This is a genomic window from Citromicrobium bathyomarinum (genome assembly GCA_001306305.2).
GTDB classification, from domain to species: Bacteria; Pseudomonadota; Alphaproteobacteria; order Sphingomonadales; family Sphingomonadaceae; genus Alteriqipengyuania; species Alteriqipengyuania bathyomarina.
In genome coordinates this window covers 517,805-539,717 of sequence record CP155577.1, presented here as the reverse complement: position 1 = coordinate 539,717, position 21,913 = coordinate 517,805, and the positions used below count along the sequence as shown (strand labels likewise).

Here is a 21,913-nt window from a genome sequence, read left to right as displayed (position 1 = left end):
GGGGCCTGATGCGGCTCGACCTCGCGCTGTGCCGGTTGCGCTTCGTGCGCGCGCGCAGCGCGGCACGGCGGCTGGTCGAAAGCGGACATCTGAGGGTAAATGGCACCCGCGTAGAGCGGGTTTCGCGCGAGATTACCGTCGGCGACGTGCTGACCATTCCGCGCACATCCGGGGTTCTGGTCATCCGGATCGAGGCCCTGCCCGAGCGTCGCGGACCACCAGCAGAAGCGCGTGAATGTTACAGCCTGCTTGACCGCGCGGGCACCGACCCACTAGCAGCAGCGCGAGATTCAAACGGCGCGCAAGGATAACGCCCCATGACCTATGTCGTCACCGACGCCTGCATCAAGTGCAAGTACACCGATTGCGTCGAAGTCTGCCCGGTGGACTGCTTCTACGAGGGCGAAAACATGCTGGTGATCAACCCCAGCGAATGCATCGATTGCGGTGTGTGCGAGCCCGAGTGCCCGGCCGAAGCGATTCTGCCCGATACCGAGGATAACCTCGAGAAATGGCTGGAGCTCAACACCAAGTTCTCGAACGAGTGGCCCAACATCACCCAGAAGAAGGACCCGCCGGAGGACGCCGACGAGCACAAGGGCGAAGAGGGCAAGTTCGAAAAGTTCTTCAACCCGGAACCCGGCGAGGGCGACTGACGCAGCTGGCCGCTAGCGGCCGCGCGCATCTTACGCTCGTCAATCGGCTGCCTTCACGGCCGCCAGCATACGCTTAATTGCGTCCGGGGCCTCTCGCGCAAGGGTGCGGTTCTCAGCATCGGGATCAGTTTCTGCTGCGATTCGCGCCCATTCGATGGCGTCTTGCAGCAATCCAGGGTCGACGCTCGCCCGTTCCCCGTCGCTAACGTAGCCGCGCTGGAAGAGCGTTTGAAAAACCCGGAATGCCGCGTCCGCGCGGCCATGGGCATGGGCGCGCTCGAACCATGATTGCGCTTTGGCGAGATCACGGTCGACGCCATCGCCCTTTTGATAAATCTGGCCCAGCAGATAACTGGCGTTGGCCTGATCTTGCGCGCCCGCCTTCTCGAGGCAGTATCGCGCGGCAACCGGATCGCGCTTGGTATATTGGCCCATGAGCAGATAGCCGCCCAGATCGGTCTGCGCATGGGCGTTTCCTGCAGTGGCAGCCTGCCTGCACAGCGCCAGTCCGCGCTCGACGTCCGGCGCGCCCCCCTCGCCCTTGATCAGCATGTTTCCCAGCGCGCATTGCGACTGCGTGAAGCCGGCTGCAATCGCGCGCGCGTAATGGACCCGCGCCTTGGCATGATCCCGCGGGCGACCCACACCGTCGTAATAACAGGTTGCGATATTGTGCTGCGCATCGGCTCGCTCTGCGGGAACCTGTTCGAAATAATCACACGCCCGTGCGGGGTTGCGACGAATACCCCGCGCGCCCGCGCCGAACAGTTCGCCCAATGCCTCCACCGCGGAGGCATCGCCTGCTTCCCCCAGCGCTTCCAGAGCTGCAATAGCAGTGTCGGGGTCTGCCGGGTCGATAGTATCGATGATGCCAAGCGTTTCGGCGCTATACGCCTCCTCGCCCACCACGTCCGCCGGTTCCTGCAGTGGCGTCTCGGCAGCGACGGGCTGCATGAGTGCCAGAGCTAGCGTAAACATGTCGTCAGCGTATGGCGGGCAGGCCTTTGTGTCGATCCTGTTGGTTCAGGACGATTGGAACCGACAGCACCCCGCTGCGTCGTCTCGGGGTACACGGGGGAATCGAATGCTCGACCTGCTGAAGCGGACCTGGCGCGGCGCGTCGGAAGACAATGCCGGACTCGTTGCGGCCGGCGTGTCCTACTACGCCTTTCTCGCGATGGTGCCCCTGCTGGCGGTTTGTGTGCTACTGTACGGCCTCGTCGCAACACCCGATGCTGTCGCGCGCGATATCGACGCGCTCGGTCGCGGACTGCCACCCAGTGCCGCATCGCTCATCGGCGACCAGCTGCAATCGGTGACCGAAGCGAAGGATAATGCGAAGGGGTTGGGCCTTGCTGTGGCGCTTGCCATCGCGCTGTTCGGCGCGCGCAACGCTGCCCGTTCGATCATTGGCGGACTCAACGTGGTCTTCAATGTCGAGGAGGATCGCGGCTTTCTGAAGAGTAACGCGATTGCACTCGTCGTCACGCTGGGTGCAGTGTTCGCCTTGGCGCTGGCGGGCACGGCCATTTCGCTCGCTGCGGCGCTGCCCGGGGCGGCGGCACCGGTGGCAAGCTTCGCGCTGATGTTCATCGCCGGGATGCTCGGCGCAGGATTTCTTTATCGCTTCGCGCCCAACCGGCCCGATCCGCCGTGGAGCGCGGTCTTGCCCGGCGCTGCGCTGTTCGCTCTGGTGTGGGTTGGGGCGACTGCGCTGTTTGGCAGCTACGTCGCCAATTTCGCGAACTACAACGCCACCTATGGCTCGCTCGGCGCGGTGGTGATCCTGCTGACGTGGTTCTACCTCAGCGCCTTCGTGTTGCTGCTGGGCGGCGAATTCGTCCAGGCACGCGCGGAGCAGACATGACTTGCGGCATTTGTTTCATCGACTCGCAATATTCGCAAGAACCTGCTATATAGGCACTCCCGCCGCGATCCACGGTCGCGACGGCCTATGGAAGTTGAAAGGCAGGTTCCCCCAGCATCACGACGCGAATGGACCTTCGCCTCTTGCAGGCGGCCGGTCTTTTCTTGCGTCCGATGCACACCCTGTCTTCGGATGAAAGGAAATTTCATGGCAGCCAAGGCACTGGCCTTCGATGTCGGCGATTACGTCGTATACCCAAAGCACGGCGTCGGCCGTGTGGTCGAACTGCAGAGCGAAGAGATCGCGGGAATGCAGCTCGAGCTTTACGTGCTGCGCTTCGAGAAAGAGCGGATGACGCTGCGCGTACCGGTCAACAAGGTCGAAGCGATCGGCATGCGCAAGCTTTCCAGCGACAAGACGCTGAAGGAAGCGATGGAAACGCTCAAGGGTAAGCCCAAGGTCAAGCGGACCATGTGGAGCCGCCGTGCGCAGGAATACGAAGCGAAGATCAACTCGGGCGACCTCGTGTCGATCGCCGAAGTGACCCGCGACCTGTTCCGCCCCGACGACCAGCCCGAACAGAGCTATTCCGAACGGCAGATTTTCGAAGCAGCCTCCAGCCGCCTCGCACGCGAACTCGCCGCGATGGAGAAGACCGACGAGCCTGCCGCGCTCGAGAAGATCCTCTCGGTGCTGCGCGAACACGCGCCGCAATATTACGAGAATACCGAAGAAGCCTGATCGACCGGCTGCCAACGCAGTCCGACAGAGGGCCGTCCCGAAAGGGGCGGCCCTCTTGCTTTGCGCCCATCGCATCCTGTATTAGATCGCTAACACAGTCATCGACAGGGAGATCGTCATGAAGTTCTGGCCAGGCCTAGCCGTTGCCGCCGCAGCCACCATGCTCTCGGCATGCAACACCGATTTCAACATCAGCTCGAGCAGCGACGGCGTGCCGCTTGCCGAGCTCGACTACGAAGGCGCAACCCCCACCGGCATTTCATTGGCCGGCCCCGACCGGGTGATCGTCACCTCGGGCGACACGCTGACCATCGACGTCGAAGGCGATTCGAGCGTGACCGAGGGTCTGCGCTTCGATCTCGACGACGATTCTCTGGGAATCGGGCGTGAGGGCAACTGGCGTCAAAACGGGGTCGCGACCATCCGCGTGACCATGCCCACCCCGACCCGCATGTCCATGGCCGGATCGGGTACGATGACCGTCGATCGGCTTGGCAAGGGCGGTGAGGCGGAGATCTCGATCGCCGGATCGGGCGAATCGAAGGTCGGCCGGATCGATGCGGACGCGCTGGAGGTGAATGTCGCGGGTTCGGGTTCGCTCAAGGCAGCGGGTGCGGCCAAGACGCTCGATCTCTCGATTGCCGGGTCGGGTGATCTGGATATGCGCGACGTCAAGGTGGACAGCGCCGAGGTTGCGATCGCCGGATCGGGCGATGCCGCCTTCGCCTCGGATGGCGACGTCGAGGCGAGCATCATGGGCTCGGGCACGGTCGAGGTGCTGGGCAATGCCAGCTGCTCGGTCAGTTCGATGGGCTCGGGCGAGCTGAAATGCCGCAAGCGCACCGCGGCAAGCGGTGCGGCAGCCGAGGACGCCGAATAGGCGTTTGTGCCGGGGCGGCGCAGGGCATAAGCTGGCGGTATGAAACCGATCATTCCGCTCGCCCTGCTTGCCGCCCTCACCCTGCAGGGGTGTCTCGCCAAGACCGCCTGGGATGTCGCCACGCTGCCGGTAAAGGCGGGCAGCAAGGCGGTCGACCTGGCGACGACCAGCCAGAGCGAGGCGGACGAAAAGCGCGGGCGCGAGCTGCGCAAGCGCGAGGAACGGCTTGGCAAGCTGGAGCGCCGCTACCGCGACCTGCGCGAGGATTGCGAAGACGGCGACCGCCGCGCGTGCGAGGAAGCGCGCGAAACCTACGAGGAAATCCAGCGGCTCTTGCCGACGGTGCCCTACGAACCGGAGCGCTGATCGCCCTCGGGCGGGGCGGCAGCACGGCGCAGGCGGTCGTTGATTGCGCGGCCTACCGCATCCTCGGGCACCGGAGCCACAGCGATTAGAGGCTTGTCCGAAGCCGCTCCCAGATGGAGGCAGCCGTAGAGACGCGTTGCGGCTTCGTTGACGTCACCGGTTGCTGACAGCGTGACGTCACCTTCGACTGCGCCGAAACCTATCAGAAATTCCCCTGCTTCGGCCTTTCGGGCGTTAAGGCGCAACGGCTTTCCTGGTGCATAATGCCGCCGCATCTGGCCCGGGGCCTCGATCCCACGGCCATCAGAAGCCTCACTACCGAGCATATCTTCGAGCACTTCGCGTCCGATCGGCCCCTCGCGCAACAGCGACCAGCCCCCGTCCGCACGCAATGCGACGATGGTGGACTCGAGCCCTCGCTCGCTCGCGCCCGCGTCGAGCACGGAGTCGATCCGGCCATCCAGCGTCGCGAGGACATGCTCTGCCGTGGTCGGGCTGACGGTTTCGCTCGCATTGGCCGAGGGTGCGGCCACCGGAATGGCAAGCTCGTCCAGCACTGCCCGCATCACCGGGTGCGCCGGGCACCGCACTGCGAGCGTGGGTAGGCCTGCGTGGATCGATGACGCCACGGCAGCATTCTCGTGCCGGGGCAGCACCAGCGTCAGCGGTCCGGGCCAGAAGCGGGCGGCGAGCGCAAGGGCACGCGGCTCCATCGTGACCAGTGCCTCAGCCTGCTGCACATCGCTCACATGGACGATCAGCGGATTGAAACTCGGTCGTCCCTTGGCTGCGAAGATCCGCGAGACCGCGTCTTCACTATCCGCGCGCGCCGCCAGGCCGTAGACCGTCTCCGTCGGCACCGCGACCAGACCGCCGTCGCGCAGGATCTGCGCAGTGCGTGCGATTCCGGTCGAGTCGGGCGCTAGCCGTTCCGTAACGTATTTGCGGTCCATCGCCGCGCGCTATATCCGGGGCGTAGGAATTCCAAGAGGATGTGAGCCAAGTGACCCCCTACAAGCCCGCCACGCAAGACCAGTTGCTCGCCATTCGTGCCAATGCCGGCATCGCCGAACTGGCCGAGCATGAACACTTCGCCGCCGCCGAGCCCGACCTTGTCGAGGCGATCGTCGAAGGTGTGGGCCAGTTCGCGGCAGGGGAGTGGGCACCCCTCAACCGCAAGGGCGATCTGGAAGGCGCCAAGCTGGAGAACGGCGTGATTCGGCTGCCCGACGGGTTCGAGGAGGCCTATCAGGCCTATGTCGAGCAGGGCTGGAACGCGATCGCGGGCAGCGCCGAGTATGGTGGCCAGGGCCTGCCCTTCACCCTCGCCTGCAACGTGCTCGAAAACCTCGGCAGCGCGAATTTCGCCTTCAACCTACTGCCGATGCTCTCTGTCGGAGCGATCGAGGCGCTGGCCGCGCATGGGACGGACGAGCAGCAGGCGCGCTATCTTCCAGATTTGATCAGCGGCAAGTGGTCGGGCACGATGAACCTCACTGAGTCGCAGGCCGGGAGCGACGTGGGCGCACTGCGCACCACCGCCCAGCCGATCGAAGACGGCGAGCATGCGGGCAAGTACCGGATCAAGGGCCAGAAGATCTACATCACCTGGGGCGAGCACGAGCTGGCCGAGAACATCATCCACCTGGTTCTCGCCCGCCTCCCCGGCGCGCCCGAGGGCAGCCGCGGCATCTCGCTGTTTCTGGTGCCCAAGTACCATCTGAAGGACGATGGCACGCCGGGCGCGCATAACGACCTGCGCTGCGTCAGTCTGGAGCACAAGCTTGGCATCAACGCCTCGCCCACCTGCGTCATGTCCTACGGCGACAATGACGAATGCATCGGGGAGCTGGTCGGGGCCGAGAATCGCGGCCTCGCCGCAATGTTCACGATGATGAACAATGCGCGGATCAATGTCGGTTCGCAGGGCGTGCAGATCGCCGAGCGCGCGACGCAGCAGGCCCTCGCCTATGCGCTGGAGCGGGTCCAGTCGGCCCGTGCCGGGGCCGAGGACCGCACGCCGGTCGCGATCATGGACCATCCCGATGTGCGTCGCATGCTGCTGCGCATGCGCAGTCTGACCGAGGCGATGCGCGGGCTGCTGTACTACACCGCCGGACAGGTCGACCGTGGCGATATCGGCGATGCTGCCGCGAAGGCACGCGCCGAAGTGCTGGTCCCGATGCTGAAAGCCTGGGCGACCGATACCGGGATCGAGGTCGCCTCGCTCGGCATCCAGGTCCATGGCGGCATGGGCTTCGTCGAGGAAACCGGCGCCGCGCAGCATTTCCGCGACGCGCGGATTGCGCCGATCTATGAAGGCACCAACGGCATCCAGGCGGCCGATCTGGTCACCCGCAAGCTGGGGCTGGAGAATGGCGAAGTTCTGCAGGCGCTGTTCGCCGATATCGCTCGTGATGCGGGCGAGGAACCGCAGCTACAGGCGCTGGCCGGCGAGTGTGCGGCAATCGCCAGGTGGATGCGCGAAGACGCGTCGCTCGACGACAGGCTTGCGGGCAGCGTGCCCTTCACCACCATGTGCGCGGTCGCAGTGGCAGGCTGGTGCCTGACGAAGCAGCTCGCGGCGCTTACCGAGAGCGACGATACCCAGCGCGCCCACGCTAAGAAGGTCACGATGCGCTTCATCCTCGATCACATCGTGCCCGAAGCGATCGGCCTCAAAGCCTCGGCAACCGCCGGAGCAGCGCTGCTGTACGAACTTGACGGAAGCGTGCTCGCCGCCTGAACTCGATGGGGATCAGTTCCCCATCGGATTGAATTCGCGGGCGAACTCATCGGTGAAGGCTTCGCGCGGATCACCCTTGAGCTCGACCTGCGGGTCAAGCGACTTGCCCTGGTTGCGCTCGATCGCGGGTGACGGATCGGCCTTGGGGTCGATGACGTGCCAGATGATCCCGGCGGTATCGTCGCTTACCAGCAGTCCGCCATCAGGGGCCCATTCGACCCAGGTCGGCCGCCCGCGCGTCTCGCCGTCACCATTGAGGAAGCTCCCGAGCACGGGAACCGGCTTGCCCAGCGGATTGCCGCGCTCGTCGAAGCGGACGAACACGACGTCGTAACCCGAGGGCGGCTTGCGGTTCCATGAGCCGTGGCGAGCGATGAATGCACCACGTCCGTAACGCTCACCCAGCCGGTTGCCTTCGCTGCTGAATGCAAGGCCGAGCGCGGCGACATGCGGGCCGAGCGCAAATTCCGGATAGCGCGCATATTCGGAGAGGAAGTTCGGCATCGGCGCATCGACCCGGCGATCGAACTCGTTCTTGTAATAGACCCAGGGCCAGCCGTAGTTCGCGCCGATCGGCACATTGGTCAGGTAATCGGGCACCAGATCGCCGCCTAGCATGTCGCGCTCGTTCACAGTCGTCCACAGCTCGCCCGACATCGGGTTCCAGGCAAGCCCGTTGGGGTTGCGCAGGCCGGTGGCATAGATCCGCTTGGAGTCGTCTGTCAGGTCGTATTCCCAGATCGCGGCGCGGCCTTCCTCGGCCTCCATCCCGTTCTCGCCGATATTGCTCGACGATCCGACCGCGATGTAGATTCGCTCCCCATCGGGCGACAGGATGATGTTGCGCATCCAGTGGTTGCCGCCGCCCGGCAGGTCCATCAGCTTGCGCGGGCTTCCGGCCACCTTGTCCGAACCCAGCTCGTAATCGAATTCGAGCAGGGCGTTGTGGTTGGCGATGTAGAGCTTGCCGTCGCCGTAAGCGATGCCGGAAGGCGAATCGAGGTCGGCTTCGCGCAGGGTTTTCTGCACCTCTGCGCGCCCGTCGCCATCGGTATCGCGCAGCAAGACCAGTTTGTTGGGCGAAGGCACTCCAGCGCCTGCCTCACCCATCAGATATTTCATTACCAGGCCCTGGATTCCGCCGACATCGCGCGGTGGACTGTTGGTGAGGGTAACCAGAACATCGCCGTTGGGCAGGCGATAGAGCACGCGGGGATGGTCCAATCCCTCGGCGAAACGGATGACCTCGAGGCCTTTCGCGGCCGGTGGGGCCTCGTCTTGCGCCCAGCCGACCGGCTCCGCAATTTTTATCGTCGGAAACCACTCGTTGTCGGGCTCAACCAGCGTGGGATCGGTTCCGCTAACCTCATCCACGGTGAGTTCGGCCTTCGATCCGCGCAACAGCAGCGCGATGGCGATGGCAGCCGCAACCAGAATGACGAGCAGGGCGATGCCGATATTGCGAAGAAGGGTCATGCACCCGAAATAGGGCGCGGGCACGCAGGCGGCAATCGCCAATGATCGCGGCCCTGATTCTGGAGCCTTCATGTTCGATTTTGCCCTGCCCGCCGATACCAGTGATGAAGAGCGCTATCGCGAGCTCGCCAATGCCGGGGATTCCCTCACCGATGGTGAGAGCGACGCGGTGGCCAACATGGCCAACCTGGCAGCGCTGATCTGGAGCTTCGTGCCCGATCTCAACTGGGCCGGCTTCTATCGTGTGGTCGATGGCGAACTGGTGCTTGGCCCCTTCATCGGGCGCCCCGCGTGCATCCGTATCCCCTTCGGTCAGGGGGTTTGCGGCACCGCCGCTTCCAGCGGGGAAACCCAGCTGGTGGAAGACGTGCATGCCTTCCCCGGCCATATCGCCTGCGATTCGGCAAGTGCGTCCGAGCTGGTCGTGCCGGTGGTCCGTGATGGGCAGGTTATCGCCGTGATCGACCTCGACAGCCCCAGCAAAGCTCGATTCGGTGAGGCCGATGCACGCGGTATCGAGGCAGTCGCCAAGCGTATCGCTACCAGGGTCTGAGGCGCAGCCGCTGCCCCAGCCCGGGACAGGTCGGATCGTTCGACAATCATCAACGGAGCAAAAGCGCTAACCCGAAATTAAGTATATCGGGAGCGCGTCCTTGGAGCGCGCCTCCCGTCAACAAGGGGTTGGTCTGCCATGCGTCTGTTTCTCATTTCCGGTGCCGCTGCGCTTGTCGGGCTCGCCGCGCCTGCGTCGGCCCAGTACTACGCGCCGCGCCCCGCCTATGCGCCTGTACCTGCCCGCACGAGCCCGCCGCTACCGCCGAGCTATGATCGGGGCGACTGGGTTCGCGAGTGCCGCGCCTATCTTCGCGACCGCCGTCGGCGGGGCGAGACCGGCGGAGTCGTTGGCGGACTGATCGGCGGGGCCGGCGGCGCCCTGCTGGGCAATGAGCTGGCGGACGATGGTTCGCGGCTTGCCGGATCGTTGATCGGCGGCGGGATCGGTGGCCTGGCCGGAGTTGCTATCGGAACGGCAATCGGTCTCGCAGGTCGCGACGACGAGCGCCGCGATTGCAGGGCCTGGCTGGATCACTACGAACGCGCAGCTGCAGAGCGTGCAGCTGACGGATATGGCTACGACTACGACTACGGCTACGATCAGGGGGGCTACGGTTACGGGTATGACGATGGTTACGCCTATGCTGCGCCCGGATATGGTGGCGGTGGCTACGCCTACGCGAGCGGCGGGGGTTACTCGGGCGGCTATGCTGGTGGATACGCCGGCGGGGGCTATGCGACGGGCGTAGTGGTGGTTGTCGAACACCAGCGCGGCGAACGCTATGTGCCTGTTATTCGAGAAGAAATCATCGAAGAGACGTACGAGACGACCGAGTACGAAACGGTTCGCGAACGCGTTACCGACTACGTCCCCGTGCCCGTAGAACGGCCACGGGGTGACAAGCGGATTCGCTACACCAAGCAGCGCTGAGTTGTGCGGCGCAATCTGGCGCGCCGCACCCCCGTGCTAGATTTTCCCGCCGGTGAGGCGCTGGCACAGCAGGTCCAGCTGATCGAGCGTCTTGTACTTGATCGTGATCGCTCCAGAGCTCGGATCGGCATCGGGCTTGATCTTGAGCGACATGCCGAGGAATTCTTCCAGGTGCCGTTCGACCGCGGCGATATCCTCGCTCTCGTGGCTGCCAGACTTGCTGGCCTTGGCTGACGACGCGCGGCCCGAAGCGCCGCCCTTGCTGCGAACGCGCTTTTCCACGTCCCGCACCGACAGATTACGGGTCACCGCCTCTTCGGCCAGCATCTCCGCAGCATCGTGGCCGATAAGAGCCCGGGCGTGTCCCATGCTGAGCTGGCCACGCTCCACATAGGCGATGACCTTTTCGGGGAGCGCCAGCAGTCGCTGATGATTCGCGACGTGGCTGCGCGACTTGTCGACCAGTTCGGCGATTTCCGCCTGGCTCATGCCCTCTTCGTCGGCGAGATGCTGGTAGGCGCGCGCTTCTTCGATCGGGTTGAGGTCTTCGCGCTGGATATTTTCGATCAGCGCAATCGCCATCACCTCGCGCTGGTCGAGATCGCGGATAATCGCTGGAATTTCATGCAGTTTGGCGCGTTGCGCCGCGCGCCAGCGCCGTTCGCCGGCGACCAGCTGGTAGCGGCCCTTGCGCTCAAGCGGACGGACGATGACGGGCTGGATGACCCCGCGTTGCGCGATCGAGCGTGCCAGATCGTCGAGCGCTTCGTCGTCGAAAATCTGGCGCGGCTGGCCGGGCAGCGGCTCGATCCGGGCGACGGGAATGGAGGCGAGGCCACTGCGCGGTGCACCCGCGCCGCCCTCACCCTGGCCTGCAGCGCTCGACAGCGCAGTCCCGCCTTCGCTCGGCGCAACGCTTTCTTCGCGATGGGTTTCGCCGAGCAGCGCGCCGAGCCCGCGGCCCAGCTTGCGCTTTGCGCGATCCGGTGTGACGTCGGCGGCGGTGGAGACTTCGGGCTTGCTGCTCATGCGGCTTTCCTTTCCAGGGGCATCCGGCCGAGCAGTTCACGGGCAAGCGCCATGTAAGCGCGGCTGCCCGCGCAGGAGTGGTCGTAGATCAATGCCGGTAACCCGTGGCTGGGGGCCTCCGACAGACGGACATTGCGCGGAATCACGGTATCGAAGACCAGCCCGCCGAGGCACTCGCGAACATCCTCGGCCACCGCATCGGTGAGCCGGTTACGGCGGTCGAACATGGTCAGTGTCACGCCGATGATGTTGAGCGAGGGATTGATTCCCTGCTGCACGCGTTCGACGGTCTGGAGCAGCTGGCTGAGCCCTTCGAGCGCGAAGAATTCGCACTGCAGCGGGACCATCAGCGAATCGGCTGCGCTGAGCGCGTTGAGCGTCAGCAGGCCGAGCGATGGCGGGCAGTCGATGAAGCAGACATCATAATGATGATCGGCATTCGCCAGTGCCTTCTTGAGCCGCTCGACCCGGTCGCCCTCCGCGACCAGCTCCACCTCGGCGCCGCTCAGGTCCTGTGTCGCGGGGATGATATCAAGATTGGGGATGCGCGTTTTCAGGGTGCACTGCGCAACGGTCGCCTCCTCCATCAGGAGGTCGTAGGTCGAATCCTCACGGTCCCGGCTGGGAATACCGAGCCCGGTCGAGGCATTTCCCTGCGGATCCAGGTCGATCAGCAGCGTGCGCCAGCCGGTCGCCGCGATCGCGGTCGCGATGTTGATCGCGGTGGTGGTCTTGCCCACGCCGCCCTTCTGGTTGGCAATTGCGATGCGGATCATTGTCTGCTCCCGCCTTTGGGCCGGCCCCTGCCGACCAGGATCGCAGCGTCGCGACTGGTGAGCGATTGTTCCACGTGAAACATTGCGCGCTGCTGAGAATCAAGCTCGTCTCTTTCCTGCGCCGCCGACCTGCCTTTGGGCAAGACCCAATGCGTGGCGTCGGTGGAAAAGCGTGCGGACAAGCTGATGAGATCCTTCAGCGACGCGCAGGCACGCGCGCTGATGACATCCGCGGCGAAGGTCTCCACCTTCTCGACTCGACTGCCAGCGACACGGCAGTTCCCCAGCTTGGCCAGCGTCACCATCCGCTCGAGCCACGTGACGCGTTTCGCCCTTGGTTCACAAAGTACATGCGGTAGGTCCGGTCTCATGATCGCGGTTACGATGCCCGGGAAGCCGGCCCCAGTACCAATATCGAGCCATGTGCCCGGTGTTTCACGTGGAACATGGTCAAGCAACTGCGCGCTATCCGCAACGTGGCGTTGCCAGACACTGTCGATCGTCGAGCGTGATATCAGGTTCTGGTGCTCAGCCTCGATCCGCAACTCGGCGACGAATTGCTCCAGCTTGGCGAACGCCGCGTCCGAGCAGCGCTCGGCCACAAAGGCTTTCGCCTCTTCCTCGGTCTCGATCATCATGCGGCGCGGCTCTCGTGATATTTGCGGGCATAGACCAGCAGCGCCGCCATTGCCGCAGGAGTAATGCCCGCAACCCGGCCTGCCTGCGCGAGGCTGTCGGGCCGTGCACGTGAAAGACGCTCGACCATCTCGTTCGACAGACCGGGAACCTGCGAGAAGGGAAAATCGGGCGCGAGCCGGACCTGCTCATTGGCGCGTAGCTCGCGCAATTCGGCGTCCTGACGCGCGATATAGGGCGCATAGTGCAGGTCTTCGCCGATCTCTTCCAGCAAGGCCGGGTCCGTTTCACGTGGAACAAGCCCTGCATACTGCAGTGCGGAAAGATCGATGCCAGGGAAGCGCGTCCAATCCCGCAACGGTTGCCGACCCGCATCATCCGTGGCTCCGAAGCCGAGCGCGCGCATCTGCGCAGGGCCATGATCCTCAGCCAGCGCGCTCTCCACATCTGCGCGTGCAGCCGCTCGGGCTTCGAACCATGCGCCGCGTTCCTCGTGAACACAGCCCACCTCGATGGCCAGTGGCGTCAGCCGGGTGCTGGCGTTGTTGGCGCGCAACCGCAGGCGATACTCGGCACGCGCGGTGAGCATGCGATAGGGCTCGGTCACGCCATGCAGCGTGAGGTCGTCGACCATCACCGCGATATAGCTGTTCGCACGATCGAGCGCCGGCGCATCGCGCCCCAGAACGCTGGATGCGGCGCGCAGGCCAGCGACCAGTCCCTGCGCCGCCGCTTCTTCATAGCCGGTGGTGCCGTTGATCTGCCCCGCGCAATAAAGCCCCGGCAAAGACCGCATCTGCAGCCAGCGATCGAGCGAGCGCGGATCGACATGGTCGTATTCGACCGCATAGCCGGGTTCCACCACCCGGACCTGCTCCAACCCGTCGATGGCGCGCAGAAAGTCCTCCTGCACGTCGGCCGGCAGAGAGGTGCTGATACCGTTGGGATAGACCAGCGGGGTGTCGAGCCCCTCCGGCTCCAAGAAAATCTGGTGCCCATCGCGATCGCCGAAGCGGTCGATCTTGTCCTCGATGGATGGACAATAGCGCGGACCCTGCGCGCCGATCGCGCCTGAATAAAGCGGGGAGCGCGAGAGGTTCGCGCGGATGATCTCGTGCGCGCGCGCATTGGTTCGGGTGATGGCACAGAATATCTGCGGATTGGCCCGTCCACGTGAAAGCGGCGACATGGTCCACACCTCGGGGTCGGACGGCTGCTCATCGAGTCGCGACCAGTCGATGGTTCGCCCATCAAGCCGCGGCGGCGTACCAGTCTTCAACCGCGCCATCGGCAGAGCCGCCTCGCGCAGCTGGGCGGCAAGCCGTGCGGCAGAACCCTCACGCACACGCCCCCCGACGAAGGTCTCCTCTCCCCGGAAGAGAACGCCGCCAAGGAAGGTGCCGGTGCACAGGATCGCGGCCTCGCATCCGATTCGCGTTCCGCCCGCCAGTTCGACGCCAGCGACCCGCTCGCCGTCCAGCACCAGCGCCGCCGCCTCGCCCGCGATCACGTCGAGCGTCTCTTCCCCCGCGACCTGCGCACGCACCGCTGCCCCGAACAGTTTGCGGTCCGCCTGTACGCGCGGTCCCCATACGGCGCTTCCCTTGGACCGGTTGAGCATGCGGTAGTGGATCGCGCCCGCATCCGCCGCCCGGCCAAGCACACCGTCGAAGGCATCCACCTCGCGCACCAAATGGCCCTTGCCCAGCCCGCCGATCGCCGGGTTGCAGCTCATTGCTCCGATCTTGCTCGCGTCCATCGTGACCAAGCCCACGCGCACGCCCATACGCGCGGCGACGCAGGCCGCTTCCACGCCGGCGTGACCACCGCCGATGACGATAATCGGATAATGCTGCATGCGCGCTTCTATAGGCGCGCTGGGTCGCTATCGCCAGAGGGAGCAATGTTCCACGTGGAACATCACTTGCCGATGCAGAAGCGTCCGAACAGCGCGTCGAGCATATCTTCGGTCGCCACCGTGCCCAGCATCGCATCCATCGCGTGGCGCGCCTGACGCAGTGCTTCTCCGGCGATCAGAAGATCGTCTTCGATTGCCGCCCGGCGAATCGACTCGCGCGCGTCCGCCAAGCGCTCCTTCTGGCGCCGCGAGACCGCCACCTGACCAGGCTTGGGCAAGCGTTCACGACCCAGCGCGACCAAATGTGCGATCAGATCGGCCAACCCATCGCGAGTGGTCGAGGACACGTGAAACGCGCCCTCCCCCTTTCGCGCAGCGTCCTCAAGATCGCTCATGCTGGCAACCTCCAGCGCCTCCGCAGGTCCCTCACCCTCCGGCCCCAACCACAGGATGATGTCCGCCCGGCCCAGCTCACCCTCGGCACGCATGATCCCGAGCTGCTCGATCTCGTCACCACCCTCACCCCGCAGACCGGCAGTATCGACCAGCAGGAAGGGTACACCGCCGAGCGCGATCGGACGCTCGATCACATCGCGGGTGGTTCCTGCGATCGGAGAGACGATCGCTGCCGCTTCGTCGAGAACGGCGTTGAACAGGCTCGACTTGCCCGCGTTGGGCGGCCCGGCGAGTACGATCCGCAAGCCGTCGCGCAAGCGGTCTGCCGAGGGAGTGGCGAGCCATTGATCCATCTGGGATGCGATCCCTTCCAGCGCACCGCGCCATGGCGCAGGCGGAAGATCACCCTGGTCGTCGTCCGAGAAATCGAGCTCCTGCTCGACCGCTGCGGACGCGGCGAGCACTTCGTCGCGCCACTCGGCCAACCGCGAAGACGCTGCCCCGCCTGCCGAACTCGCCAGCACGGCGCGCTGCAACTCGGTCTCCGCGGAGAGCATGTCGCCCAGCGCCTCCGCCTCCAGCAGGTCCATCCGACCGTTGAGGAAGGCGCGGCGGGTGAACTCCCCCGCCTCTGCACGGCGCAAGCTACAGCCTGTCTCGAGCGCGGTTTCGATTGCGCGGATCACAGCGCGTCCGCCGTGGCAGTGGATCTCGGCGCAGTCTTCGCCGGTGGCGGTATTGGGGCCGGGAAACCACAGCACCAGCGCCTCATCGAGCCAGCCCCGATAGGGGTCGGTCACCTGCCGAAGACTCGCCCGGCGCGGCGTCGGCAATGGCCCCGCCAGCCGGGTCAGCGCCTCTGCGGCCCGGGGCCCGGACACACGGATGACGGCGACACCGCAAGGCGGCGCGCCCGAGGACAGCGCAAAAATCGTGTCGCGCGTGTCAGTCGCCAGTTTTCGTCTCGCCGCCCTTGCGGCCCATGTTGGCCGCGCTGGTTTCCATGAAGGCCTGGAACATCTTCAGCCCAGCCTGCCCCATCGGAGCCATCGATCGCGCCAGCTCCTGCAACTGGTCGGGGTTGGAAACGCCGCGCATCGCCTTCTCCATGCCTTCCGAATAGGCGGCCTGCGCGCGGGAGAGATCGGGCAGGCCCATGAAGGCGCGTGCTTCCTCGGGCGTGCAGTCGATTTCCACGTGGACCTTCATCGGGGGTTCTCCGTTACCTCTCGTGCAGGCTATGTGGGCTGCGCAAAGCCAGCGCGCAAGCGCACGGATCGACCAAGGACTGGAGCATTTCGATGAGCGAGACGACACGGATCACCACCCTCGACGGGGACAAGGACTTCATGGCCTATGTCGCGCAGCCCGAAGGCGAACCACGAGCGGCAATCGTGGTCATTCAGGAAATCTTCGGCGTGAATGCGGGCATTCGCCGCAAATGCGATCTGCTGGCCGAGGCTGGTTATCTGGCGGTCGCGCCCGACCTGTTCTGGCAGCTCGGCGAGGGAATCGAGCTCGATCCCGATATCGAACCCGAATTTCAGAAGGCGCTCGATCTGATGGGCAAGTTCGATCAGGACGAAGGCGTGCGCGACATCGAAGCGACGATCAAATGGGCGCGGCAGAAGTCGGGCAAGAAGGTCGGCGCGGTCGGCTACTGCCTTGGCGGGAGGCTCGCATACATGACTGCGGCGCGGACCGATTCGGATGCAAGCGTGGGCTATTACGCGGTGGGCATCGATGAGCTGCTGCGAGAAAAGCAGGCGATTTCCAACCCGCTGATGCTCCACATCCCGACCGAGGATGGCTTTGTCGACAAGGAGACGCAGAAGGCGATGCACGAAGGGCTGGACGACCATCCCAAGGTCACGTTGCACGACTACGAAGGCATGGACCACGGCTTCGCCACCCAGTTCGGCAAGCGCCGGAACGAAGAGAACGCGCAGCTCGCCGACAAGCGCACGATGGCCTTCTTCGCCGAGCATCTGGGATGACGCCCACGCAGCAAGGCCTCGCCGAATGGCACACGCTCGCCACCGCGCCGGACCCTGACCGTCTGGCGCGGTTGGTGGCGCAGGACGCGGTGTTTCACTCGCCTGTCGTCCACACCCCGCAGGAAGGGCGTGCGCTGGTCGTCTCCTATCTCAGCGCCGCCGCAGCCACTCTGGGTCAGGGCGAGTTTCGCTATGTGCGCGAACTGGTCGACGGGCAGAACGTGATGCTGGAATTCACCTGCGTGCTCGACGGTATCCAAGTGAACGGCGTCGACATCATCCGCTTCGACGAGACGGGCAAGATTGCCGATTTCAAGGTGATGATCCGGCCGGTCAAGGCGGTGAACAAGGTCTGGGAAATGATGGCGGCACAGCTGGAAAAAGCGTCCGCTTCATAGCCTTTCTATTACGAAACCCGCGCGAGCGGCGGGATCGGCGAAGGGCAGCGTGATCGGGCTGTACCCGTAATCACGCCATGCGCCGAGCACCGCCGCATCGCTTTCGACCGCCTCTTCCCAGCTCTGAATGCGCTCGTGATCCTGACGGTAGATTTCGCGCCAGGGCGGCGCGTGGAAAACCGGGCCTTCGTATCGATATTCCCGGCATGCCGCGTCGATCGCGGGCGGCACGGCGAGCCCTTCGAGCCTCAGGAAACCGACGATATCGGCAAAGCCGCGATCGAACAGGATCGGGGCATCGCCCTCCCCTGCCCGATCCCACGAGGCGCGCTGCGCCTCCAGCATGGCGAGCGCGAAGTCGGTCGGCCGCTCCGCACGCATCTCCATGCCGCCGGAAGCCTGGAGGATCGCCCGTGCGACCTCCTCCCCCGTGGCAATTCCGCGCCGCCCCACCTCGGCCAGCAGGGTCGACTTGCCCGACCCCGGCGCCCCGGTAACGACGGCGCGGCGCATGATCCTACTGATTCATGGTGTCGAAGAAGTCTTCGTTGGTCTTCGAATCCTTCATCTTGTCGAGCAGGAATTCCATCGAATCGATGGTGCCCATCTGCATAAGGATGCGGCGCAGCACCCACATCTTGGAGAGCTTGTCCTTCTCGACCAGCAGTTCTTCCTTGCGCGTGCCGGACTTGCCGACGTCGAGCGCGGGGAAGATGCGCTTGTCCGCAACCTTGCGGTCGAGGACGATTTCCGAGTTGCCGGTGCCCTTGAACTCTTCGAAGATGACTTCGTCCATGCGGCTGCCGGTATCGATCAGCGCGGTGGCGATGATCGAAAGCGAACCGCCTTCCTCGATGTTACGCGCCGCACCGAAGAAGCGCTTGGGGCGCTGCAGCGCGTTTGCGTCGACACCGCCGGTCAGCACCTTGCCCGAGCTGGGAACGACGGTGTTGTAGGCCCGGCCGAGGCGCGTGATCGAATCGAGCAGGATCACGACGTCCTTCTTGTGCTCGACCAGCCGCTTGGCCTTTTCGATCACCATTTCGGCGACCTGGACGTGGCGCTGCGCGGGTTCGTCGAAGGTCGAGGAGATCACCTCGCCGTTCACCGAACGCTGCATGTCGGTTACTTCTTCGGGCCGCTCGTCGACCAGCAGGACCAGCAGGAACACCTCGGGGTGATTGTCGGTGATCGCCTTGGCGATGTTCTGCAGCAGCACCGTCTTACCCGTGCGCGGCGGCGCGACGATCAGCGCGCGCTGGCCCTTGCCCTGCGGACTGATGATGTCGATCACCCGCGCGCTCTTGTCCTTGACCGTAGGATCGAGCGTGTCGAGGTTGAGCTTCTGTTCGGGATAGAGCGGCGTCAGGTTGTCGAAATTGGTGCGCATCCGCACCGCTTCGGGATCGTCGTAGTTGACGCTGGTCAGCTTGGTCAGCGCGAAATAGCGCTCCCCCTCGCGCGGTGCGCGAATCTCGCCCTCCACCGTATCGCCGGTGCGCAGGCCCCATTTGCGGATCTGGTTGGGCGACACGTAGATGTCGTCCGGCCCGGCGAGATAGTTCGCCTCGGGCGACCGGAGGAAGCCGAAGCCGTCCTGCATCACCTCGATCGTGCCGATGCCCATGATCTGCTCGTCGTAATCCTCGTCCTCCGCGAGTTCGCGCAGGATGCAGAACATCAGGTCCTGGCGGCGCATCGTGCCCGCCGCCTCGACGCCCAGTTCCTCCGCCATGCTGACGAGATCGGCCGGAGCCTTCTTCTTTAAGTCTTTGAGATGCATAGATTTTTAGTCCGAAAGAATGCGGCCGGCCATCACCGAAAGGGCTTGGAGAAAGCATGGATGGTGTTCGGCAGGATGCCGACAGGGACCCGGCCGGGTCGCTTCATGAAATAGGTCGGTCCGCGGCGCAGGTCAATCGACCTTGGCCCACGAATTTCCCGATCAGAACGGCTTGATGACGACCAGCACCACGATCAGCGCGAGCAGCAGCGCAGGCACTTCGCCCCACAGGCGCAGCCGCTTTTCCGCCATCGGCCGCTCGCCGCGCGCCATCTTCTTCGACAGCGCGACCATGAAACCGTGATACCCTGTCAGCAGCAACACCAGAAACAGCTTGGCGTGGAACCACCCGTCGCTCCACGCGCCGATAGTGACCGACAGCGTAAGGCCGAGCACCCAGGTGACGATCAAGCTGGGGGTCAGGATGATGTTGCGAAGCTGGCGCGTGCGCGTCGCCCACAGCGCTTCCTCTGCCGATCCGGGCGCGCTCGGGTGCATGTAGACCAGCTGGCGCGGCAGAATGAACAGGCCGGCCATCCAGAACACCATGAAGATGATGTGCCCGGCCTTGAGCCAGAAATAGAGCATGCTGAGCGTTTCCTGCATGGCGCTGCCTTAGCGGCTCTGCCTAGCGCTGCCAATCGCGCAACACGCCCAGCGCATGTTCGACATGCGCGATCGGCGTGTGGCGGTCGATTCCGTGGCCCAGGTTGAACACGTGCGGGCGGTCGGCCAGCGCCGACAGAATATGCCGGATCGTGTGGTCCAGCCGATCGCCACCGGCAAGCAACAGCATCGGGTCTAGATTGCCCTGCACCGGCATGCCCTTAGGCAGAGCCGCATGCGCCCATTCGGGGTCGAGCGTTTCGTCGAGTCCGACCGCATCCACCCCGGTCCGCTCCGCATAGCGAGGCAATTTCTCGCCCGCCCCCTTGGGGAAACCGATCACCGGAATATCCGGATGGCTATCCTTGATCGCGGCGACGATCCGCGCGTTGGGTTCGATTACCCAGCGGTCGAACTCGTCCGGTGCGAGGCTCCCTGCCCAGCTGTCGAACAGCTGCACCGCTTCCGCGCCCGCGTCGATCTGCCCGCGCAGATAGCCGACGGTCTGGTCGATGATCGCGCCGATGATCGCCTCGACCTTGCCCGGATCGGCATAGGCCATCGCCCGTGCCGCGTGCTGATCGCGGCTGCCCTCGCCCGCGATCATGTAGGTCGCCACGGTCCACGGGCTGCCTGCAAAGCCGAGCATGGTGACATCGGGTGCCAGCTGTTTCCGGCACAGGCGCACGGTCTGGTAGATCGGGTCGTAGCGGGAGGGATCGGCGCTGAGCCCGGCAAGCTCGCTCTCGACCAGCGGCGGGCTCAGCTTGGGGCCTTCGCCGGCGAGGAATTCGAGTGTCTGCCCCATCGCGTGCGGCACGATCAGGATATCGGAAAACAGGATCGCCCCGTCGAACCCGAACCGGCGGACCGGCTGCAAGGTCACCTCGCACGCCGCCTCGCTATCGTAAACCAGATCGAGGAACCCGCCCTTCTCGGCACGCAAGGCGCGGTATTCGGGCAAATATCGCCCTGCCTGGCGCATGAACCAGACGGGTGGGCTTTCGGCGCGTTCGCCGCGCAGGCAATCGAGAAGAGGACCGGGCATGCGCCTAACTATCCTAAATAATAATATTATTAATAGATGGATGAAGGAAGTAGGCCCTGTGGACAGGCGGGATAACCCACTGCTGCACAGCCCCCTGACTCATAACCCGGGCCACCTCCAGCCAACCGAATCCGCACGGCTGCGCGGTCAATCGAAACTTATCCCGGTTGTACCCAGCATGCGGATAAAGGCCATCCCTGTTGGCAAACCCCCGGTGTGAATCCGGGGGCCGGTGGGCAGGAAAACCGTGCCGGACTTGTCCTTGCGGATATGAAGTGGTTTATCCCGAGAGCTTTCCACAGGCCGGATCATCCCTTGGCGCGCACGCATATTCACCTCTTCTCCGATTCGACCGGCGAGACCCTCCAGATGGTGGCGAACGCCGCGCTCGCCCAGTTCGAAGGGGCGGACGTGGTGCGCCATTTCTGGCCGATGGTCCGATCGCGCCAGCATCTGGAGCGGATCATGCCCGAGCTGGAAAAGGCCCCGGGCCTGATCCTGTTTACCCTGGTGAACGAGGAGACGCGCGACCTGCTCGAAGATCGCTGTCGACAGCTGGGCCTGCCCGCGGTGGACGCGCTGGGGGTGGTGACCACCGCGCTCGAAAACCATCTGGGGCAGGAGGCGCATGGCCGCCCCGGGCGCCAGCACCGGATGGATGATGCCTATTTCAAGCGGGTCGATGCGATCCACTTCACCATCGCGCATGATGATGGGGTGGGCAGTGAAGACTGGCACCGCGCCGATATCCTGCTGACCGGGGTTTCGCGCACATCGAAGACGCCGACCAGCATCTATCTCGCCAACCGGGGCTTTAAGGTCGCCAACATCCCGCTGGTGATCGAAAGCCCGCCGCCGCCGGTGCTGTTCGAATTGAGCGGCCCGCTGATCGTCGGCCTGACCACCGCGCCCGACCGGCTGGTGCAGATCCGCCGCAACCGCCTGCTCTCGCTCAACGAAGCATCGCAGACCGCCTATGCCGAGCATGAGCGGGTGGAGGAGGAGATCCGCTTCGCGCGGCGCATGTTTGCAGACAATAACTGGCCGGTGATCGATGTCACCCGCCGCTCGATCGAAGAAACCGCCGCCGCGATCATCAAGCTGGCCGGCGAACATGGCTCGCGCACCAAGCCGCAGGAGAAGCCGATCTGACCCTGATCCTCGCCTC

25 protein-coding genes are annotated in these 21,913 nt (G+C 64.7%); 12 read left to right on the top strand and 13 right to left on the bottom strand.

Translation table 11 applies throughout. The features are described 5' to 3' along the window. Positions 1-8: 8 nt before the first annotated feature. Positions 9-311, top strand: a complete 303-nt coding sequence (locus tag VO57_002770; GenBank protein ID XBL70276.1) for a S4 domain-containing protein — start codon at positions 9-11, stop codon at positions 309-311. Between the two features lie 6 nt (positions 312-317). Next, on the top strand, positions 318-656 hold the full coding sequence (gene fdxA, locus VO57_002765) for a ferredoxin FdxA (protein ID XBL70275.1): 339 nt from the start codon (positions 318-320) through the stop codon (positions 654-656). A gap of 39 nt (positions 657-695) precedes the next feature. Here fdxA and VO57_002760 read toward each other — a convergent pair whose 3' ends face one another. Continuing rightward, the gene (locus VO57_002760) at positions 696-1,634 is read right to left on the bottom strand and encodes a tetratricopeptide repeat protein (GenBank protein ID XBL70274.1); all 939 of its coding nucleotides are present in this window, start codon (positions 1,632-1,634) and stop codon (positions 696-698) included. 106 nt (positions 1,635-1,740) lie between these two features. Between VO57_002760 and VO57_002755 the strand changes: the two genes are divergently transcribed. From VO57_002755 to VO57_002740, 4 genes are all read left to right on the top strand, one after another. After that, positions 1,741-2,523, top strand: a complete 783-nt coding sequence (locus tag VO57_002755; GenBank protein ID XBL70273.1) for a YihY/virulence factor BrkB family protein — start codon at positions 1,741-1,743, stop codon at positions 2,521-2,523. Between the two features lie 207 nt (positions 2,524-2,730). Beyond that, positions 2,731-3,264, top strand: a complete 534-nt coding sequence (locus VO57_002750; GenBank protein ID XBL70272.1) for a CarD family transcriptional regulator — start codon at positions 2,731-2,733, stop codon at positions 3,262-3,264. Positions 3,265-3,382: 118 nt separating this feature from the next. Next, positions 3,383-4,144, top strand: coding sequence for a head GIN domain-containing protein (locus VO57_002745; protein ID XBL70271.1), 762 nt, complete (start codon positions 3,383-3,385; stop codon positions 4,142-4,144). A 39-nt stretch (positions 4,145-4,183) separates the two neighbouring features. Next, positions 4,184-4,510, top strand: a complete 327-nt coding sequence (locus VO57_002740) for a hypothetical protein (protein ID XBL70270.1) — start codon at positions 4,184-4,186, stop codon at positions 4,508-4,510. Here VO57_002740 and VO57_002735 read toward each other — a convergent pair. Then, complete coding sequence (locus VO57_002735; GenBank protein XBL70269.1) at positions 4,492-5,463, bottom strand: L-threonylcarbamoyladenylate synthase; 972 nt, start codon at positions 5,461-5,463, stop codon at positions 4,492-4,494. The genes VO57_002740 and VO57_002735 overlap by 19 nt on opposite strands. 50 nt (positions 5,464-5,513) lie before the next feature. On the opposite strand from VO57_002735, the gene VO57_002730 reads away from it, so the two are divergent. Next, the gene (locus tag VO57_002730) at positions 5,514-7,256 is read left to right on the top strand and encodes an acyl-CoA dehydrogenase (GenBank protein XBL71386.1); all 1,743 of its coding nucleotides are present in this window, start codon (positions 5,514-5,516) and stop codon (positions 7,254-7,256) included. Positions 7,257-7,268: 12 nt separating this feature from the next. Here the strand turns inward: VO57_002730 and VO57_002725 are convergent, their stop codons facing one another. Continuing rightward, positions 7,269-8,732 (bottom strand): sorbosone dehydrogenase family protein, encoded by a 1,464-nt coding sequence (locus VO57_002725; GenBank protein XBL70268.1) that lies wholly within the window; start codon positions 8,730-8,732, stop codon positions 7,269-7,271. A gap of 70 nt (positions 8,733-8,802) precedes the next feature. On the opposite strand from VO57_002725, the gene VO57_002720 reads away from it, so the two are divergent. Then, the gene (locus tag VO57_002720) at positions 8,803-9,285 is read left to right on the top strand and encodes a GAF domain-containing protein (GenBank protein ID XBL70267.1); all 483 of its coding nucleotides are present in this window, start codon (positions 8,803-8,805) and stop codon (positions 9,283-9,285) included. A gap of 138 nt (positions 9,286-9,423) precedes the next feature. Then, entirely contained in the window at positions 9,424-10,218 is a 795-nt protein-coding gene (locus VO57_002715; protein XBL70266.1) for a hypothetical protein, read from the top strand. 36 nt (positions 10,219-10,254) lie between these two features. Here the strand turns inward: VO57_002715 and VO57_002710 are convergent, their stop codons facing one another. The 6 genes from VO57_002710 to VO57_002685 form a co-directional block, all read right to left on the bottom strand. Next, positions 10,255-11,247, bottom strand: a complete 993-nt coding sequence (locus VO57_002710; GenBank protein XBL70265.1) for a ParB/RepB/Spo0J family partition protein — start codon at positions 11,245-11,247, stop codon at positions 10,255-10,257. Further along, positions 11,244-12,023 carry an AAA family ATPase gene (locus tag VO57_002705; protein XBL70264.1) on the bottom strand — a complete coding sequence of 260 codons (780 nt, stop codon included), beginning with the start codon at positions 12,021-12,023 and terminating at the stop codon, positions 11,244-11,246. Before VO57_002705 ends, VO57_002710 begins: the two co-directional genes overlap by 4 nt. After that, a complete protein-coding gene (gene rsmG / locus VO57_002700; protein XBL70263.1) occupies positions 12,020-12,661 on the bottom strand; it encodes a 16S rRNA (guanine(527)-N(7))-methyltransferase RsmG in 642 nt (213 codons plus the stop codon). The genes VO57_002705 and rsmG overlap by 4 nt, the downstream gene beginning before the upstream one ends. Beyond that, positions 12,658-14,517: a tRNA uridine-5-carboxymethylaminomethyl(34) synthesis enzyme MnmG gene (gene mnmG, locus VO57_002695; protein ID XBL70262.1), complete on the bottom strand. Its 1,860-nt coding sequence runs from the start codon at positions 14,515-14,517 to the stop codon at positions 12,658-12,660. The genes rsmG and mnmG overlap by 4 nt, the downstream gene beginning before the upstream one ends. A gap of 62 nt (positions 14,518-14,579) precedes the next feature. After that, entirely contained in the window at positions 14,580-15,869 is a 1,290-nt protein-coding gene (gene mnmE, locus VO57_002690; GenBank protein ID XBL71385.1) for a tRNA uridine-5-carboxymethylaminomethyl(34) synthesis GTPase MnmE, read from the bottom strand. Next, on the bottom strand, positions 15,859-16,122 hold the full coding sequence (locus tag VO57_002685) for a DUF6489 family protein (protein ID XBL70261.1): 264 nt from the start codon (positions 16,120-16,122) through the stop codon (positions 15,859-15,861). The genes mnmE and VO57_002685 overlap by 11 nt, the downstream gene beginning before the upstream one ends. A gap of 92 nt (positions 16,123-16,214) precedes the next feature. On the opposite strand from VO57_002685, the gene VO57_002680 reads away from it, so the two are divergent. Further along, entirely contained in the window at positions 16,215-16,910 is a 696-nt protein-coding gene (locus VO57_002680) for a dienelactone hydrolase family protein (protein XBL70260.1), read from the top strand. Next, positions 16,907-17,308, top strand: a complete 402-nt coding sequence (locus tag VO57_002675; GenBank protein ID XBL70259.1) for a nuclear transport factor 2 family protein — start codon at positions 16,907-16,909, stop codon at positions 17,306-17,308. The genes VO57_002680 and VO57_002675 overlap by 4 nt, the downstream gene beginning before the upstream one ends. Here VO57_002675 and VO57_002670 read toward each other — a convergent pair. The 4 genes from VO57_002670 to hemE all read right to left on the bottom strand — a co-directional run bounded on the left by VO57_002670 (position 17,303) and on the right by hemE (position 20,745). After that, positions 17,303-17,821 (bottom strand): AAA family ATPase, encoded by a 519-nt coding sequence (locus VO57_002670; GenBank protein XBL70258.1) that lies wholly within the window; start codon positions 17,819-17,821, stop codon positions 17,303-17,305. The two genes, VO57_002675 and VO57_002670, sit on opposite strands and share 6 nt — an antisense overlap. A 4-nt stretch (positions 17,822-17,825) precedes the next feature. Further along, positions 17,826-19,091 carry a transcription termination factor Rho gene (rho, locus tag VO57_002665; GenBank protein ID XBL70257.1) on the bottom strand — a complete coding sequence of 422 codons (1,266 nt, stop codon included), beginning with the start codon at positions 19,089-19,091 and terminating at the stop codon, positions 17,826-17,828. A gap of 162 nt (positions 19,092-19,253) precedes the next feature. Next, positions 19,254-19,697, bottom strand: a complete 444-nt coding sequence (locus tag VO57_002660) for a CopD family protein (protein XBL70256.1) — start codon at positions 19,695-19,697, stop codon at positions 19,254-19,256. 22 nt (positions 19,698-19,719) lie between these two features. After that, a complete protein-coding gene (hemE, locus tag VO57_002655; protein ID XBL70255.1) occupies positions 19,720-20,745 on the bottom strand; it encodes a uroporphyrinogen decarboxylase in 1,026 nt (341 codons plus the stop codon). Positions 20,746-21,060: 315 nt separating this feature from the next. Between hemE and VO57_002650 the strand changes: the two genes are divergently transcribed. Further along, positions 21,061-21,897: a pyruvate, water dikinase regulatory protein gene (locus VO57_002650; protein ID XBL71384.1), complete on the top strand. Its 837-nt coding sequence runs from the start codon at positions 21,061-21,063 to the stop codon at positions 21,895-21,897. Positions 21,898-21,913: the final 16 nt, after the last annotated feature.